This is a genomic window from Poritiphilus flavus (assembly GCF_009901585.1).
In the GTDB taxonomy this organism is placed as follows: domain Bacteria; phylum Bacteroidota; class Bacteroidia; order Flavobacteriales; family Flavobacteriaceae; genus Poritiphilus; species Poritiphilus flavus.
In genome coordinates this window covers 24390-40616 of the sequence record NZ_WXYO01000001.1, presented here as the reverse complement: position 1 = coordinate 40616, position 16227 = coordinate 24390, and the positions used below count along the sequence as shown (strand labels likewise).

General features: G+C 45.2%; 15 protein-coding genes. 9 read left to right on the top strand and 6 right to left on the bottom strand.

The window, feature by feature from the left end:
• Nucleotides 1-30: 30 nt before the first annotated feature.
• On the top strand, nucleotides 31-1245 hold the full coding sequence (locus tag GTQ38_RS00155) for a sulfite oxidase (RefSeq protein WP_161433210.1): 1215 nt from the start codon (nucleotides 31-33) through the stop codon (nucleotides 1243-1245).
• Between the two features lie 2 nt (nucleotides 1246-1247).
• Entirely contained in the window at nucleotides 1248-1709 is a 462-nt protein-coding gene (locus GTQ38_RS00150) for a monoheme cytochrome C (RefSeq protein WP_161433209.1), read from the top strand.
• Between the two features lie 38 nt (nucleotides 1710-1747).
• Here GTQ38_RS00150 and frr read toward each other — a convergent pair whose 3' ends face one another.
• The gene (gene frr / locus GTQ38_RS00145; RefSeq protein WP_161433208.1) at nucleotides 1748-2302 is read right to left on the bottom strand and encodes a ribosome recycling factor; all 555 of its coding nucleotides are present in this window, start codon (nucleotides 2300-2302) and stop codon (nucleotides 1748-1750) included.
• Nucleotides 2303-2343: 41 nt separating this feature from the next.
• Nucleotides 2344-3051 (bottom strand): UMP kinase, encoded by a 708-nt coding sequence (gene pyrH / locus GTQ38_RS00140; RefSeq protein WP_161433207.1) that lies wholly within the window; start codon nucleotides 3049-3051, stop codon nucleotides 2344-2346.
• Between the two features lie 153 nt (nucleotides 3052-3204).
• Here pyrH and GTQ38_RS00135 point away from each other — a divergent pair, with 153 nt between their 5' ends.
• The 6 genes from GTQ38_RS00135 to GTQ38_RS00110 all read left to right on the top strand — a co-directional run bounded on the left by GTQ38_RS00135 (nucleotide 3205) and on the right by GTQ38_RS00110 (nucleotide 9946).
• Complete coding sequence (locus tag GTQ38_RS00135; RefSeq protein WP_161433206.1) at nucleotides 3205-5073, top strand: M61 family metallopeptidase; 1869 nt, start codon at nucleotides 3205-3207, stop codon at nucleotides 5071-5073.
• A 148-nt stretch (nucleotides 5074-5221) separates the two neighbouring features.
• Nucleotides 5222-5779, top strand: a complete 558-nt coding sequence (locus GTQ38_RS00130; RefSeq protein ID WP_238857721.1) for an RNA polymerase sigma factor — start codon at nucleotides 5222-5224, stop codon at nucleotides 5777-5779.
• Nucleotides 5776-6576 carry a HEAT repeat domain-containing protein gene (locus GTQ38_RS00125; RefSeq protein ID WP_161433205.1) on the top strand — a complete coding sequence of 267 codons (801 nt, stop codon included), beginning with the start codon at nucleotides 5776-5778 and terminating at the stop codon, nucleotides 6574-6576. Before GTQ38_RS00130 ends, GTQ38_RS00125 begins: the two co-directional genes overlap by 4 nt.
• Nucleotides 6577-6651: 75 nt before the next feature.
• Entirely contained in the window at nucleotides 6652-7515 is an 864-nt protein-coding gene (locus GTQ38_RS00120) for a DUF4097 family beta strand repeat-containing protein (RefSeq protein WP_161433204.1), read from the top strand.
• A gap of 10 nt (nucleotides 7516-7525) precedes the next feature.
• Complete coding sequence (locus tag GTQ38_RS00115; RefSeq protein WP_161433203.1) at nucleotides 7526-8341, top strand: DUF4097 family beta strand repeat-containing protein; 816 nt, start codon at nucleotides 7526-7528, stop codon at nucleotides 8339-8341.
• A gap of 207 nt (nucleotides 8342-8548) precedes the next feature.
• Nucleotides 8549-9946 (top strand): pyridoxal phosphate-dependent decarboxylase family protein, encoded by a 1398-nt coding sequence (locus tag GTQ38_RS00110; protein ID WP_161433202.1) that lies wholly within the window; start codon nucleotides 8549-8551, stop codon nucleotides 9944-9946.
• Between the two features lie 103 nt (nucleotides 9947-10049).
• Here the strand turns inward: GTQ38_RS00110 and tsf are convergent, their stop codons facing one another.
• From tsf to rplM, 4 genes are all read right to left on the bottom strand, one after another.
• Nucleotides 10050-10874 carry a translation elongation factor Ts gene (tsf, locus tag GTQ38_RS00105; protein WP_161433201.1) on the bottom strand — a complete coding sequence of 275 codons (825 nt, stop codon included), beginning with the start codon at nucleotides 10872-10874 and terminating at the stop codon, nucleotides 10050-10052.
• 58 nt (nucleotides 10875-10932) lie between these two features.
• Nucleotides 10933-12111 (bottom strand): 30S ribosomal protein S2, encoded by a 1179-nt coding sequence (gene rpsB / locus GTQ38_RS00100; protein ID WP_161433200.1) that lies wholly within the window; start codon nucleotides 12109-12111, stop codon nucleotides 10933-10935.
• Nucleotides 12112-12343: 232 nt separating this feature from the next.
• On the bottom strand, nucleotides 12344-12730 hold the full coding sequence (rpsI, locus tag GTQ38_RS00095; RefSeq protein WP_161433199.1) for a 30S ribosomal protein S9: 387 nt from the start codon (nucleotides 12728-12730) through the stop codon (nucleotides 12344-12346).
• The gene (rplM, locus tag GTQ38_RS00090; RefSeq protein WP_161433198.1) at nucleotides 12730-13185 is read right to left on the bottom strand and encodes a 50S ribosomal protein L13; all 456 of its coding nucleotides are present in this window, start codon (nucleotides 13183-13185) and stop codon (nucleotides 12730-12732) included. Before rplM ends, rpsI begins: the two co-directional genes overlap by 1 nt.
• A 229-nt stretch (nucleotides 13186-13414) precedes the next feature.
• On the opposite strand from rplM, the gene GTQ38_RS00085 reads away from it, so the two are divergent.
• Entirely contained in the window at nucleotides 13415-16072 is a 2658-nt protein-coding gene (locus GTQ38_RS00085; RefSeq protein ID WP_161433197.1) for a DUF5916 domain-containing protein, read from the top strand.
• Nucleotides 16073-16227 lie beyond the last annotated feature (155 nt).

Here is a 16227-nt window from a genome sequence, read left to right as displayed (position 1 = left end):
TACTTTAGGTGAAAATCAGAAACGGGAATTTTGAAGAGAAGAATATTTATTGAAAGATCCGCCTTAGCAGCCCTTGGAACGAGCATGGCAGAGGTGGTCTTTGCCGCCAGAATCCCTGAGGGTTACCTGCCCTTGTTCCTTCAGGACCAGGATCCTTTTAAGCTCTTTGGTAAGGACAAGGAAATGACGGTTTTGAACAGAAGACCCTGGAATATTGAGGCCAAAGCCCATTTGCTGGACGATGCTGTCACTCCATCCAAATTTATGTTCGTAAGAAATAATGGGCTCATTCCGCAGGAACTTGATGCAGACAGTTGGACGCTGACCATAGACGGGGAATCTGCACAACAAAAGAAAGTCTATTCCCTGGACGACCTAAAAACAAAATTCAAACAATACAGCTACCGGCTTACATTGGAGTGCGGTGGTAATGGACGTAGCGAATTCAACCCTCCGGCAAAAGGCAATCAATGGACGGTAGGGGCGGTCTCCTGTGCTGAGTGGACAGGTGTTCGCCTTAGGGATGTACTCGAGGATTGCGGGATAAAAACCGATGCCGTCTATGTGGCGTACTACGCGGCAGACCTGCATCTTAGCGGGGATCAGAACAGGGATGCCATATCCCGGGGTGTGCCTATTGCCAAGGCGATGCAGGATGAAACCCTGCTGGCACTGAAAATGAACGGGAATGACATTCCGAAGGTCCACGGTTATCCACTCCGCATGGTAGCCGGAGGTTGGCCTGCATCCGCATCAGGAAAATGGGTAGAGCGGATCAGCATTCGGAATAAGGTTCACGACGGGGCGAAGATGACCGGCAGTTCTTATCGGGTTCCCTGTGATCCCGTGGCACCTGGCGCCAAGGTCAAGGACGAGGATATGTGTATTATCGAGTCCATGCCTGTTAAATCGCTGATAACTTACCCAAGGTCTGGTGCTATACTTGAGGATAGAAAGCTCGGTATTAGGGGTCATGCCTGGGCAGGTGAATCTGAGGTCGCCAAAGTGCAATATTCCATAGATTTTGGGTCTTCCTGGCAGTCTTGCAAGCTTGAAAAGCCGGTAAACCGACTTGCCTGGCAACAGTTTTCCGCAAGCATAAACTTCCCTAAAAAGGGGTATTATGAAGTATGGGCAAAGGCAACCGATGATAAAGGCGTTACCCAACCTATGGTGCTACCGGGTTGGAACCCCAAGGGCTATCTTAACAATGCCTGCCATAGAATAGCCGTTAAAGTGACTTAACAATGACAGACCACAAGCGCTTTTGGAGAAGAGAAAGGATCGTATACCGCATACTGATCGTGATCTGTACTGTGGTTTTGGTGGTGGCGCTGATAGGCGGATATATTTTGTCTGAGTGTGAACCTAAAGAAGAAAGTGCGGTACCCGTAGAACAGCAAGAGTACAGCATGGATGGAGTAGAGAATGGAATTCACCAAAGAACGGGCCTGATAGCTGCAGAAGGTCTCAATGAGACTATAGTAAATTGTACCAGTTGCCATTCGGCGGATCTCATCATTCAGAACCGCCTGAACCGCGACAGTTGGGCATCTACCATAAGATGGATGCAGGAAACCCAGAATTTATGGGACCTGGGAGAAAATGAGGAGATTATTATAAACTATCTCGTAACCAATTATCCGGCCACAGAAAAAGGCCGAAGGGAAAACTTGAAAAATGTCGATTGGTACAAGCTTGAGGAGTAAATTCCGGGCTGAGTAACAGCAATACCGGCTAACTTAGCTTAGACCTTCATGATTTCCGCTTCCTTAACGGTGAGTAAGGCCTCCACTTTTTTAGTATAGGTATCGGTTAATTCCTGAACATCTATTTCCGCATTCTTATGCCGGTCTTCCGAGATATCCAGATCCTTCAATTCTTTATTGGCTTCCTGTCTTGCGTTCCTAACACTGATCTTGGCATCCTCAGCCTCTGATTTGGCCTGTTTTACCAGTTGGATACGCCTTTCTTCGGTTAGCGGAGGAACATTGATGATCACCATCTCCCCGTTATTCATGGGATTGAATCCCAGGTTGGCATTCATTATGGCCGTTTCTATTTCCTGAATGAGGGATTTTTCCCAGGGTTGAACAGAAATGGTCCGGGCATCCGGAGTGTTGATATTGGACACCTGAGACAAGGGAGTTTGAGACCCGTAATAATCGATCATGACCGTAGAAAGCATAGACGGACTCGCTTTCCCTGCTCTGATCTTGACAAAGGCTTTTTCCAGGTGCGTGATGGCCCCATTCATACTTTCCTCTGTAGCTTCCAGTATAAATTTAACTTCTTCGTTCATACCGTTTAATTTAGTTCAATATAACACAAATTGTAACAAATCTAAAGATTCACTACTGTGCCAATATTTTCACCGGAAACGATTTTCATCAGATTGCCCTTTTTATTCATGTCAAAGACAACTATGGGAAGTTCGTTTTCCTGGCTAAGGGTGAAGGCTGTAGAATCCATGACCTTAAGCCCCCGGTTCAGGACATCGTTGAAGGATATGGTATCGAATTTGGTCGCGGTTTTGTCTTTTTCCGGATCACTGGTATAGATGCCGTCAACCCGCGTACCTTTAAGAATAACATCAGCTTCTACTTCTATGGCTCTTAAAACCGCGGCTGAATCCGTAGTAAAGTAAGGGTTTCCTGTGCCCCCACCAAAGATTACCACCCGGCCTTTTTCCAGGTGACGCATTGCCCTTCTTCGGATAAACGGTTCTGCAACTTCATTGATCTTTATGGCAGATTGCAGCCTGGTTTCCAAGCCTTTATCTTCCAGAGCGCTTTGGAGTGCCAGGCCGTTGATCACAGTCGCGAGCATCCCCATATGGTCTCCCTGTACCCTGTCCATTCCTCCGCTGGCCCCTGCAAGACCGCGGAAAATATTTCCTCCACCGATTACAATGGCCACTTCCACACCTTTGTCAACCACCGACTTGATTTCCTCAGCATATTCGGCGAGCCTGCCAGGATCTATGCCGTATTGCTTTTCTCCCATCAGGGCTTCTCCGCTGAGTTTTAATAGTATCCGTTTGTATTGCATACCGCTTTTTAGCTTATTTCCGAACAAAAATAATCAAAATAATTTACGGGAATAGGCTGGTAAAAAGTTTAAAGGAACTTCCTAATTATTTGTGAATACTGGCCTTCAGTTGGTTAAAAATTAATATCCTTGTGTTAAATAACTTCAAAGATTATGAGAAATTTTGCCTGTGCTTTATCCGTGTTGTTACTCCTGTACGGTTGTGGAGCAACTCAGAACCTGGTTACTGTAGAAAAAATGCCAATCAGCGCCACCCTGGACCTCGTAAATGTGGTGGATGACAAGGTGATGGTGACTATAGATCCAGGTGCGTTTACCAGTGATCAGATCAGCTTTTACATTCCTAAGACCGTTCCAGGAACTTATAGTACTGATAACTATGGCAAGTATATTGAAGGCCTAAAAGCCCTGGATTACAAGGGTGAAGAATTAACCTTAAACAAATTGGACGAGAATACCTGGTCTATCTCCGATGCTAGAAAACTGGATAAGCTAACCTATTATGTAAATGATACTTACGATACCGAAAATGAGATAAAGGAACCGGTTTTTTCACCAGCTGGTACCAATATTCAGGCTGGGGAGAATTTTATGCTGAATCTTCACGGTTTTGTAGGTTATTTTGATGGTTTTAAGGAAGTACCTTATGAGATTCATATCAAAGCACCCGAAGGACTTGCTCATACCACTTCATTAAAAATTAAGGAAAAGGAGGCCGAAGAAACCTATACCACATTTCTGGCCAACAGATACTTTGAAGTGATCGACAACCCGATTCACTATACCAAACCGAATAACGCCTCAATAACCCTTAAGGATATTACGGTTAATATCAGTGTTTATTCTCCAAACGGGGTCTATACGGCCGAAGATCTGAAAAAGCGCATGGAAACAATGATGAGCGCTCAAAAGGAGTTCCTCGGAGAAATAGACGGGACCCGTGAATATAACATTTTGTTGTATTTGTCTACGCTGACAGACACAGATGCCAGCGGGTTCGGAGCCCTGGAACATCACACCTCTACAGTAGTGGTGCTTCCGGAACAAATGCCTAAAGATGCCCTGGAGCAGGCCATGGTCGATGTGGTGTCTCATGAGTTCTTTCATATTGTAACCCCCTTGAACGTCCATTCTAAAGAGATTCAGTATTTTGATTTTAACGACCCTAAGATGTCGGAACATCTGTGGATGTACGAAGGGACCGTAGAATATTTCGCCAATCTCTTCCAGATCCAGCAGGGCCTCATAAATGAGACCGAATTCTACGAAAGGGTCATGGACAAGATCAACAATGCCAAGTCTTATGACGATGCGATGTCCTTTACGGTTATGAGCAAAAACATACTTGAGGAACCTTATAAAGAAAACTATGCAAATGTTTACGAAAAAGGTGCCCTGATCAATATGGTTTTAGACATTACCTTGCGTGAACTTAGCGATGGTGAGAAAGGGGTTTTGTGGTTGATGAAAGAACTTTCCAATAAATATGGGAACGATACTCCTTTTGAAGATGAAAAACTAATAGATGAGATTGTGGAGATGACCTATCCGGAAGTTCGGGACTTTTTTGATACGCATGTCATTGGGGACACACCCATAGATTACGGCGATTACCTCTCGAGGGTAGGACTCACCAGCACGGTCCAGGAAGAAAGCAGTGGATATTTTCTCAGAGGCGATGTACCTTATATAGACGTAGACCAGGCCAATGATAACGCAATATTTATCCGGGAAGGGATCGCGTTGAACACCTTTTTTAAGGATCTTGGAGCGGAAGCCGGTGATATTATCAAAAATATTAACGGTACGGACATAGATCTGGACGCCATACGCCCCATAATCGGAGAGAGTTTCGGATGGTCCTCGGATACTGAAATTACCATGGTAGTACAACGTGGCGAAGAAGAAATTACACTTAATGGTAAGGTCGGAACTCCAAAGGTAGACGTGGAAAGGATCATTCCATTGGAAGAAAGTAGTGAGGCTACTACGAAATTGAGAAACGCCTGGATGAAAAGTTAGAACAAGGTTTTAAAAAAAATAGCAAACGCGGCTCGATACGGGCCGCGTTTTTTTTGTTTCTTATTAACTAAAAAAAAAATTTGAAACATTTTGTAACCATTTCAGAAAAGGGGAGTTTACCCTCTTGAAGACCTAAAACTATAAGAGATTGCAAGCACTGACCGACAATGCGTTGATGTTAAAAGTAAAGACAGGCGACCTGGATAAGATGGGACTACTTTACGAAAGGCACAAGAAAAGGTTGTTCGGGTTCTTTTACAATATGAACCAGAATGCTTCCTTAAGCGAAGACCTGGTGCAGAATGTCTTTGTTCGGATGCTTAAATACAAGCACACCTTTACAGGAGAAGGGTCTTTTGCCGCCTGGATGTTCCGTACGGCCCGAAATGTTAATTACGATCATTTCAGGAAGAATAAGAACAGCAGGTTTCAGGAAGACGTTTCAAGCTTGCAGTATCGGGGAAATGAAATGGAATTAGAAGAAGAGATCGATAAAAAAGAAAGCGTTGTACAGCTAAACCTGGCTCTGCAAAGGCTTCCCGAAGACAAAAGGGAAGTTTTACTGCTAAGTAAGTTCAGGGAACTGAAGTTTAGTGAGATCGGGGAGATCCTTGGCTGCTCGGAAGGGGCTGCAAAAGTAAAGGCTCACCGGGCATTGAAAGAACTCAGAAGCGTATTTCTACAATTGGAAAATAAAGAGTTATGAAGGAAGAAGTATTTGAAAATAAGGCAATCGCGTATTTGTCCGGTAGGATGGAGGATAAGGAAAAACAGGAGTTTGAGGTATTCCTAAAGGACAACGGGGCTTTTCAAATTCAGTTTGAGCAGCTGCAGAATTCCTGGGCACAGCTGGATTCCCTGGAAGTTCCGGAACCCTCGGAACGGATGGATACCTCCTTCTACTCTATGCTGTACGAAGAACAGGATAAGGCAAAGAAGAAAGTTGGTTTCGCAAGTCAAATAAGGGATTTTATGGTCAGTCTCTGGAGGCCGCAATTCGCTTACGGTTTGGCGCTACTGGCCATAGGTTTGGCAATTGGATTTTTTCTCCGAGCGCCAATTGACAATCCGGTTCAGCAGAGTCCCGAAGTGGTCGACTCGGAAACAGAGACAGTTCGCGAACAACTTGTGCTTACCTTGCTGGAGCAGCCTTCCGCAAATAAGCGACTTCAGGGGATCAACGAGGCCAATAAGATTCAAAAAGTTGATGAAACGGTGATCAGGGCCTTGTTGCAGACATTGAACAGCGACCCGAACGTAAACGTGCGTTTGGCAGCTATAGAATCACTGACCAACTACCTGGATAATCCTATTGTCAGGGAAGGCCTGGTACAATCTATTGTATCCCAGGAGTCCCCCATTGTGCAGGTAACACTGGCCAACCTTATGGTAGCCCTTCAGGAGAAGAAATCTATCGAACCATTTAAAAAACTGATCAGGAGCAAATCTCTGGACTCTTCGGTTAAAAAGAAACTGGAAAGTTCCATACAGCAGATCATATAATATCGAATCAAATTAAAATACCCGAATGGGGTTTATTCATCAATCAATATTACGAACAGTTAAATGCAATTAGAAATGAAAACAGCAGTACTATGCGCGGCCCTTACGGCAACGGTCGGCCTGCAGCCGCTCCAGGCCCAAAAGAAGGAATTTAAGGAGCTGATCAAGAAAGAAGTCGCCTTTAGCGGAAGCGGGGAAAACAATCTGATCATTAAAAATGTTTTTGGATCCATAGACGTGGAGGGATACGATGGGAGTACCGTCTTATTCGAGATCGAAAGAAAGATCTCAGCCAGGAATACAGAAGACCTGGAGCTCGGAAAAGAAGAGCTAAAAGTAAACTTTATCGAAGAAGCCAACCGGATCATTGTGCATCCTGATGCCCCTTACATGAATTTCAAGGAAGACGGTCTGAGCTTCAACTGGTGCTGGAATAATCACGATCAGCCGAAATATTCGCACAAGCTGGATTTTAAGGTCCGGGTTCCCAGAAACACCAGCCTGGTGGTGAGTACAGTCAACGACGGGGAACTGGCCGTATCCAATACCCGCGGGAAATCCCTTAAAGCGAACAATGTAAATGGGGGAATAGAACTTAATAACATAACCGGCAAAACGGATGTACACGCCATTAACGGTGAGGTAAAGATCTCCTATGCGAAGAATCCGGTCGAAGCTTCCAGTTATTATTCGCTCAATGGCGATATCAATATCGAATATCAGCAAGACCTGTCCGCGGCTATTGGTTTTAAGAGCATGAATGGAGAATTGTATACGGATTTTGATATTTCCCGACAGTATTCCAAAACCACTAAAAACGATGCGGACAGCAAGGGAAGGTTCAAGTTTGAATCCAGGCCTATAGTACAGATAGGCAGCGGTAAGCTGTCCCACAATTTTGAAACCCTTAACGGCAATGTGATTATTACAAAAAATTAAAGGAGAGATCATGAAAAGTTTTAGAATATTATTAGTTGTTTTCCTGTCGTTGCCGCTGTTGGCGATGGCCCAGGATACTGAGATAGAATTGTTTTCCATACCCTTGAGCAGTCCGGGAAGCCCTGGAAAGCTAACCGTAGAGCAGCTTAACGGTTCCATAAACGTTGAAGCATACGAAGGAAGTGAGGTAGTGGTAAAGGCTACCTTCGGGAACCGAAAAGCCCACTATAAAGAAAAAAAGCAGGATAAGTCCGGACTCCGCCGCATAGACCACTCATCCCTGGACATCAGTGGGGAAGAAAAGAACAATGAGGTAAAGATCATCAATGAACAGTGGAACAAGGTTACCAACCTGGAGATAAAAGTTCCGAAAGACTTCTCCCTGAAACTGGGAACGGTAAACCAGGGGAACATTCTTGTGAAAGGTGTAAGTGGCGAAATGGAGATCTCCAACGTAAACGGGGAGATCACTTGTGAGGAAGTCGGTGGTTCCGTTTCCGCAGATACGGTAAACGGTGATATCATAGTGAGTTTTGTTAATATTACGCAAGGTGCCAATATGGCCTTTAGCAGCTTGAACGGCGATTTGGATATTACTTTTCCATCTTCTCTCAAAGCGAATGTAAAGGCAAAGTCCGATATGGGGGAGATCTATACCGATTTTGATATGGCGATCGCCAAACAGGAACCCAACGTAGAAAAATCCACTTCCTCTGGTGTCTATAAGGTAAAGGTGGAACAGTGGGTCAGGGGCACCATAAATGGGGGTGGTCCGGAGATGCTCTTCAAAAGCTTTAACGGCAATATCATGATAAAGTCTAAATAGCACCAAATAGAAATATCTAAGCCAAAGTCAGCTGAAGTTTGTTCGCAAACCCTTGGAACTTACCTCAGCTGGCTTTTTTTGGATCCAGAACTCGTATCAGGCAATAAGACTTATTGCTATTCGCTATTATCCAAGGTCTTTTATGGCTAATTCAGTACTTTTAAATCGGTCAAAACGAAGCAGTTTCTATTATCCAATTTAACAAGTATGAGCCATCCAGAGTATCAACAAAAGATGTTCCAGGAAATGGAAGAGAAATCCATTTTTGAACAAGCCCGTTCTTACGCATATGAGTACATTGATGGAATTCCTGAAATGCCGGTTTTTCCATCCCCGGAAAACATAAAAAACCTTCAGGCTTTTGACGAGCCCCTGAACGAAAGCAGTTCTACGGGCCGGGAAGTTCTTGAAAAGCTACATAAATGGGGTACACCGGCCACTATTGCACAGATTGGCGGAAGGTATTTTGGTTTTGTTAACGGGGGAGCCGTTCCCGCATCTCTTGGAGTAAAATGGCTGGCCGATGTTTGGGATCAATGCGGGGGGTTATACCTGACTTCACCCATAAACAGCAAGCTGGAACAGGTTTGTGAAAAGTGGCTGGTGGAACTGTTGGGATTGCCGCAGGGTACTGTCGCCGGCTTTGTTAGCGGTACTTCTATGGCTAACCTTTGCGGCTTGGCCGCGGGCCGGTTCAGAATATTAAAAAATGCGGGTTGGGATGTGAACGCCAAGGGGCTTTACGGTGCACCCGCGGTCAGGATAGTTGCCCACGAACAGATTCACGCCAGCATTAAAAAGACATTGTCCATGCTTGGATTTGGGATCGAAAATATCGAATGGGTCCCTTCGGATGAGCAGGGTAGAGCCATACCGGAGAAAATTCCGGAACTGGACAGCAGTTGCCTATTGATCCTGCAAGCTGGGAATGTAAATACGGGAGGCTTTGACGATTTTGTAAACATTTGCGACAAGGCCAACAAGGCCGGTGCATGGATACATATAGACGGCGCTTTTGGCCTATGGGCAGCAGCCTCAAAATCCAGATCTCACCTTACCAGAGGAATAGAAAAAGCTTCGTCCTGGTCTGTAGATGGGCACAAGACCCTGAATACGCCCTACGATTCGGGAATTGTGCTGTGCAAGGACGAAGAGGCATTGGTATCGGCTATGCAGGCAAGCGGGGAGTACATCATTTACAGCGACTACAAAGACCCGCTACTATATACCCCGGAAATGTCTAAACGCTCCCGCGCCATTGAACTATGGGCCACCTTGAAATATCTGGGAAAACAGGGCATTGACGATATGGTCACCGGATTTCATATGAGGGCCAAACAATTAGAAGCCGGTCTGAGCACTATGGACCTGGAATTGCTCAATGAGGTGGTCTTCAACCAGGTATTGGTCCGCGCCAGGACCGAAGAGATCACCAAAAACCTGGTAGCGGCCATACAGGAATCCGGGGAATGCTGGTTAGCGGGGACAAGCTGGAATGGGACAGCAGCAATCAGGATAAGTGTGTGTTCCTGGGCTACTACAGAAGCGGATATTGAGCATACCCTGGACCTGATACAGTCCTGTTTACAAGAGGTTGCGGTATAGAACCAGGCTGATTGATCGGTCGTTGGACAGAAAATCAGGCATTAAAAAACCCTTTGACATTCGCGTCAAAGGGCTTTGTACTAAAAGTGTTGGTATACTGAGCTTATCCCAGTGCGACTCTTTCAAAACCGGTAACCTCAAGATCTGAAGCTACTGATTTTACATACTGTGCAACGCTTTGTTTGCTGTCTTTTATAAAGGCCTGGTTAACCAAAGTATTGTCTTTGAAGAAACGCTTGAGCTTACCTTTGGCGATATTTTCCAACATGTTTTCAGGCTTTCCTTCCTGACGGAGTTGATCTTTGGCGATCTCGATCTCCTTGTCGATAATAGACTGATCTACTCCATCCTCGTTAAGTGCAACAGGGTTCATTGCAGCAGCCTGCATCGCAACGTCTTTGGCCGCAATGGCAGCACCTTCTACAGCTTCGGAAAGACCTACCAGCGTAGCAATCTTATTTCCGGCGTGAATATATGAACCAACAAAAGGAGCACTTAATTTTCTGAATCCTCCGATCTCTATTTTCTCACCGATTACTCCGGTTTGCTCCGTAAGCTTTTCCTGTACGGAAAGCCCGTTGAATTCAGCACCCAGAAAATCGTCTTTACTATTAAAATCAAGGGCTAGTTCAGCCAGGTCATTGGCCAGGGCAACAAAGCTTTCGTTTTTTGCAACGAAGTCTGTTTCGCAGTTCAATGAGATGATCACTCCACTGGTGTGATCGCCATTCACCTTAGCAATTGCAGCACCTTCGGAAGAGTCTCTGTCCGCTCTCTTCGCGGCAACCTTTTGTCCTTTTTTCCTAAGGATCTCAATGGCTTTATCAAAATCGCCTTCGGCTTCTACCAATGCATTTTTGCAATCCATCATACCGGCACCGGTGGCCTTTCTCAGTTTATTTACGTCTGCTGCGGTAACTTTTACCATTTTATTTATTGTTTTGACACCCGAAGGTATCGTTGTGAATGAATGATTTATGTACTTATTATTCTTCTACTCCGGCCTTGACCTTGTCCTGCCATTCTTTTAACTCATCCCACTTTCCTTCGGCAGCCATTTTAGCTTGTTTTGGCCATGAACCCGGATCAAGATGAGCCATGCGGGAGCTGGCAGCAGTAAGGATCTCCTTGATCTTTTCAGGATCCGCACCGGCAAGGTCAGCGAAAGTGCTCATACCTGCACCGGTAAGAGCTTCGGCAGCTTTAGGTCCGATTCCTTCAATTTTGGTAAGGTCGTTATCAGATGCCTCAGCTTCTGTAGCTGCTTCTTCTTTTTCTACCGCCTTCGTCTCAGCTACTTCTTCTACAACTTCTTCCACAGTTTCAGGAGCTGCAGCTTCAACAATTTCTTCTGCCTTGGCCTTAGGAGCTGCCTTTGGCGCCTCTTGAACCTCTTCTACCTTAGCTTCTTCAACTGCTGGTTCCGCAGCGGCTGTGCTTTCTGAAGCTCCCTCTTTTTCAGCGGCTTTTTCAGATTTGCGTTCCGCCAGGCCTTCTGCTACCGCATTGGTTACCTGTGTCATAATGATATCGATAGACTTGGAAGCGTCGTCGTTGGATGGGATCACAAAATCTATCGGCCTTGGGTCGGAATTGGTATCCACCATGGCGAAGATCGGGATCTTAAGCTTTTGGGCTTCCTTAACCGCGATATGCTCCCTCATAGTATCTACCACAAAAAGGGCACCTGGTAAACGGGTCATTTCAGAAATTGAGCCAAGGTTTTTTTCGAGTTTAGCTCTTAGTCGGTCTACCTGCAAACGCTCTTTCTTGGATAAGGTATTGAAAGTACCGTCTTTTTTCATTCTGTCAATGCTGGCCATTTTCTTGACCGCCTTACGAATGGTCACGAAGTTGGTCAGCATTCCTCCTGGCCATCTTTCCGTAATATAAGGCATATTGATATTAGCCACTTTTTCAGCAACAATATCCTTTGCCTGTTTTTTGGTTGCGACGAAGAGGATCTTTCTTCCTGACGCAGCAATTTTTTTGAGGGCTTCATTAGCCTCATCTAATTTTGCTACTGTCTTGTAAAGGTTGATAACGTGGATCCCGTTACGCTCCATGTAGATGTAAGGAGCCATGTTCGGATTCCATTTTCTGGTGAGGTGTCCAAAATGCACCCCGGCTTCTAGAAGTTCTTTTACTTCAGCTTTTTTTGCCATTTTAATACTTAGTTTACGTTCTTTTGAATTAGCAATGGCAGAGTGGTATTCCGTTTTGGGAAAGCCTCTGCCATTTAGATGCTAAACTAAATGAACTCAAACCCGGGTGTAAAAGAACCGGGTTTTGAGATTTTAAGTGTCCTGGAGAACAGGACTTTCAATGAACCTTGGTTACGCCTGTAAAGGCTTTATTTCGCTGCAAGCAGCAACTTTAATTATACTGTTTCTGATCTTAACGCTTAGAGAACTGGAATTTCTTACGGGCTTTCTTCTGTCCGAATTTCTTGCGTTCCACCATTCTCGGGTCTCTGGTAAGCAAACCTTCCGGCTTAAGGGCCAGTCTGTGCTCCTCATCAACCTCACAAAGCGCTCTGGACAATGCCAGTCTTACGGCTTCTGCCTGTCCGGTAATACCACCTCCGTAAACATTTACTTTTACGTCGTAGTTCCCTTCGGTATTCGTAAGAGCAAAAGGCTGCATTACTTTATACTGTAGAGTGGCTGTGGTAAAATAGTCCTTAAGCTCTCGCTTGTTTACGGTTACATTTCCTTTTCCTTCGGAAACATATACACGGGCAACGGCCGTTTTTCTTCTACCTATTTTATGTATTACGTCCATTACTTAAGGTCGTTTAAATTAATTTCAGTTGGTTTTTGCGCCTCCTGATCGTGCTCAGTGCCGGCATATACACGAAGATTTCTGAAAAGTTCCGCTCCGAGTTTGTTCTTTGGAAGCATCCCCTTTACCGCACGCTCAACGATGCTGGCAGGATTCTTTTCAAGAAGCTCCTGGGCAGTCCTTGAACGCTGTCCACCAGGATATCCCGTGTGCCGGATATATGTTTTATCTTCCCATTTGTTTCCGGACAGGGAGATTTTCTCCGCATTGATTATCACAACATTATCTCCGCAATCCACATGAGGAGTAAAGTTAGGCTTGTGCTTCCCTCTTAACAGCTTTGCCACTTTAGAAGCAAGCCGACCCAAAGTTTGTCCTTCAGCGTTGACCAATAACCACTGCTTATCTACTGTTTTTTTATTGGCCGAAATGGTTTTGTAGCTTAATGTATCCACTACGTTTATTTTTATTGATTAAACTCTTCAATTCCGTTTAACGGGCTGCAAATGTACAACTATTAAGTTGAATTACAAACGGTTGTTTCCGTTTATTTTCAAGTTCGTTTTTGGGCTTTGCCTTGTTATGCAAATTTTGTTAAAAAAACCTTAAAAATGTGTCTTTTAGTGTAACTGTTCAGAATTTCGATGGTCTTTAATTCGCATCAATCAAGAGACCGCAGTCGACATGAAATCCAACCTTGTTATACTCTTTGCAGTATTCATCCTTATTCCGTCAACCCGGGCTCAGGAGAAAACCGAAACAGAGGTCATCCCTAAAAAGATCTATGTTACCAATAATATTGGTACAGAAAGACCCCCGGTGATCGATGGGGTGCTCACGGATCCTGCCTGGGATTTGGTGGAGTGGGCCGGCGATTATGTAGAATTCCAACCGGATGAGAATACCCCGCCCAGCGTTGAAACCAAATTCCGTATCGTTTATGACAGCAAGAACCTTTATGTAGCCTTCAAGTGCTATGATCCGCAGCCAGAAAAGATAGAAAGGAGACTATCCCGCAGGGATGGCTTCTCCGGAGATTGGGTGGAGATCAATATTGACAGCTATTTCGACAAGCGTACCTCTTTTTCTTTTACGATCACCGCTGCTGGCGTGAAGGGCGATGAATTCGTATCTAATAACGGGAACAACTGGGACGATAGTTGGAATCCTATCTGGTATGTAAAAACCAATATAGATGAAGAAGGCTGGACGGCAGAGATGCGGATCCCTCTCAGCCAGCTGAAGTTTGGAAACGCCGTGGAGCAGGTCTGGGGCCTGCAATCCACAAGGCGTTTTTTCAGGGAGGAAGAGCGCTCGCTCTGGCAACGCAAACCCATTGATACCCCTGGTTGGGTAAGTGAATTTGGAGAGTTACACGGCCTGAAGAATCTGGAACCGCAGAACCAGCTGGAAGTACAGCCCTACACTGTAACCCGTGGGGAATCTTTTGAAGCCGAAGATGGCAACCCCTTCAGGGATGGTAATGACGGCACCATTACCGCGGGTCTTGACGCCAAGATTGGAATCACCAACGACCTTACCCTGGATCTCACCATCAATCCGGATTTTGGGCAGGTAGAAGCGGATCCTTCGGCCATCGCTCTGGATGGATTCCAGATATTCTTCAGGGAACAGCGGCCATTCTTTGTGGAGAACAAGAATATTTTCAACTTTAATGTATCCCAGTCAGAGGCCGGGAATACTTTTGGCTTTGACAATGTCTTCTATTCCCGACGCATAGGTCGTAGTCCCCAGGGATTTCCCGATACGGAAGATGGAGAATTCGTGGATCAACCGGAAAATACCACCATACTGGGTGCGGCCAAATTCAGCGGAAAGACCAAGGATGGATGGTCTATTGGGGCCTTGGAAAGCCTGACCGCCAAGCGCTATGCCAAAATAGATCACAATGGCGAAAGACGAAAAGAAATTGTGGAACCTCTCACCAATTACTTTGTCGGACGATTGCAAAAGGATTTCAACGACGGGGATACCTTCGTTGGAGGCCTGTTTACCGCCACCAATCGCGATGCCCTTACCGAAAATGTAGATTTCCTGCATCGATCTGCCTATACCGGCGGATTTGATTTCAAGCACCAGTGGAATGACAGGGACTGGTATGTTGGAGGTAACCTGGTTTGGAGCCATGTGGAGGGTAGTGCGGATGCCATCAAGGGCACACAGGAAACCATAACGCATCTCTTCCAAAGAGTAGGGGCAGACCATGTTAGTGTAGATAGTACCCGGACTTCACTAAGCGGAACCGGAGGAAACCTGCAGTTGGGTAAGATCGGGAACGGACACTGGAGGTTTGAGACTGGCGGCACCTGGAGGTCTCCGGAACTGGAATTGAACGATATTGGCTTTCAGCGTCAGGCAGACGATCTCAGGCATTATACCTGGATCGGGTATCAAACGCTGAAACCGGACAGTACGTTCAGAAGGGTAGGCATCAATTACAACCATTGGGCCGTATGGGATTTCGGAGGAAATCTGAACAGCCTCAGATTTAATACGAATAGTTGGCAAAACTGGAAGAACAACTGGTTTACGAATGCCGGATTCAACTATGAACCCATACAGTACAACAATTTTGCCCTGAGAGGAGGGCCAAGGCTTCGCCTTTCTCCGGAGATCGGATTTTGGAATAGCATTAATACGGATAGGCGAAAGAAATTGAGGTTTAGCATGTTTCACAATGGCTCCAGGGGCCTGGACAATTCCTATGCCCGTTATTCCATAGAAGCCGGTTTTGCCTATCAGCCTACCAACGCCCTTCGCATCTCGGCATTCCCGCAATACTCCATAAACAATGACAAGTTGCAATATATAGACAATATTGATGTGGACGGGCAGACGCAATACCTCAACGGGACTATAGAACAACGGACGCTGAGTATGTCTTTTCGTTTGAATTACACCATCAACCCTAACCTAACCATACAGTATTGGGGGCAGCCCTTTATTTCAAGGGGGAGATACAGGGAATTCAAGCATGTAACGGATCCTTTGGCTGAGGTATTTGAAGATCGTATAACGGTTTACAATCCCGGCCAGATCTCTTTTGAGGAGGATGTCTATTCCGTAGATGAAGATCAGGATGGAACAGCCGATTTTACCTTCGACAATCCCGACTTCTCCTTTATTCAATTCAGATCCAATCTGGTGATCCGCTGGGAATACATTCCCGGTAGTGAGATCTTCCTGGTATGGTCTCAGGATATCTCTCAGAGCGGAAACCCTGCAGATGGGTTACTGAGTAGTCTGGGAGACAATGTCTTTGGGGGTGAGAAACCTATGAATATCTTTTTGCTGAAGGCCACTTATCGCTTTGTTTTTTAGCAGAATTTGGTTTTAAAGGATAAGTGCTTTTTCGTATCTTTTCACCTCAAAATTAATTCCCCTTATTTATCTTATTGAAGTACATCGAATTTCAAGGCTTACCTAAAATAATAATAGGGGTAAAGCGTTTTTACGATAGAATGACAAAAAAAGTG

Bases quoted from the DNA above. Each gene is read 5' to 3' on its own strand.
- GTQ38_RS00150 (WP_161433209.1), top strand. From the start codon at position 1,248: ATGACAGACCACAAGCGCTTTTGGAGAAGAGAAAGGATCGTATACCGC.
- frr (WP_161433208.1), bottom strand. From the start codon at position 2,302: ATGAACGAAGAAGTTAAATTTATACTGGAAGCTACAGAGGAAAGTATG.
- pyrH (WP_161433207.1), bottom strand. From the start codon at position 3,051: ATGCAATACAAACGGATACTATTAAAACTCAGCGGAGAAGCCCTGATG.
- GTQ38_RS00135 (WP_161433206.1), top strand. From the start codon at position 3,205: ATGAGAAATTTTGCCTGTGCTTTATCCGTGTTGTTACTCCTGTACGGT.
- GTQ38_RS00125 (WP_161433205.1), top strand. From the start codon at position 5,776: ATGAAGGAAGAAGTATTTGAAAATAAGGCAATCGCGTATTTGTCCGGT.
- GTQ38_RS00120 (WP_161433204.1), top strand. From the start codon at position 6,652: ATGAAAACAGCAGTACTATGCGCGGCCCTTACGGCAACGGTCGGCCTG.
- GTQ38_RS00115 (WP_161433203.1), top strand. From the start codon at position 7,526: ATGAAAAGTTTTAGAATATTATTAGTTGTTTTCCTGTCGTTGCCGCTG.
- GTQ38_RS00110 (WP_161433202.1), top strand. From the start codon at position 8,549: ATGAGCCATCCAGAGTATCAACAAAAGATGTTCCAGGAAATGGAAGAG.
- tsf (WP_161433201.1), bottom strand. From the start codon at position 10,874: ATGGTAAAAGTTACCGCAGCAGACGTAAATAAACTGAGAAAGGCCACC.
- rpsB (WP_161433200.1), bottom strand. From the start codon at position 12,111: ATGGCAAAAAAAGCTGAAGTAAAAGAACTTCTAGAAGCCGGGGTGCAT.
- rpsI (WP_161433199.1), bottom strand. From the start codon at position 12,730: ATGGACGTAATACATAAAATAGGTAGAAGAAAAACGGCCGTTGCCCGT.
- GTQ38_RS00085 (WP_161433197.1), top strand. From the start codon at position 13,415: ATGAAATCCAACCTTGTTATACTCTTTGCAGTATTCATCCTTATTCCG.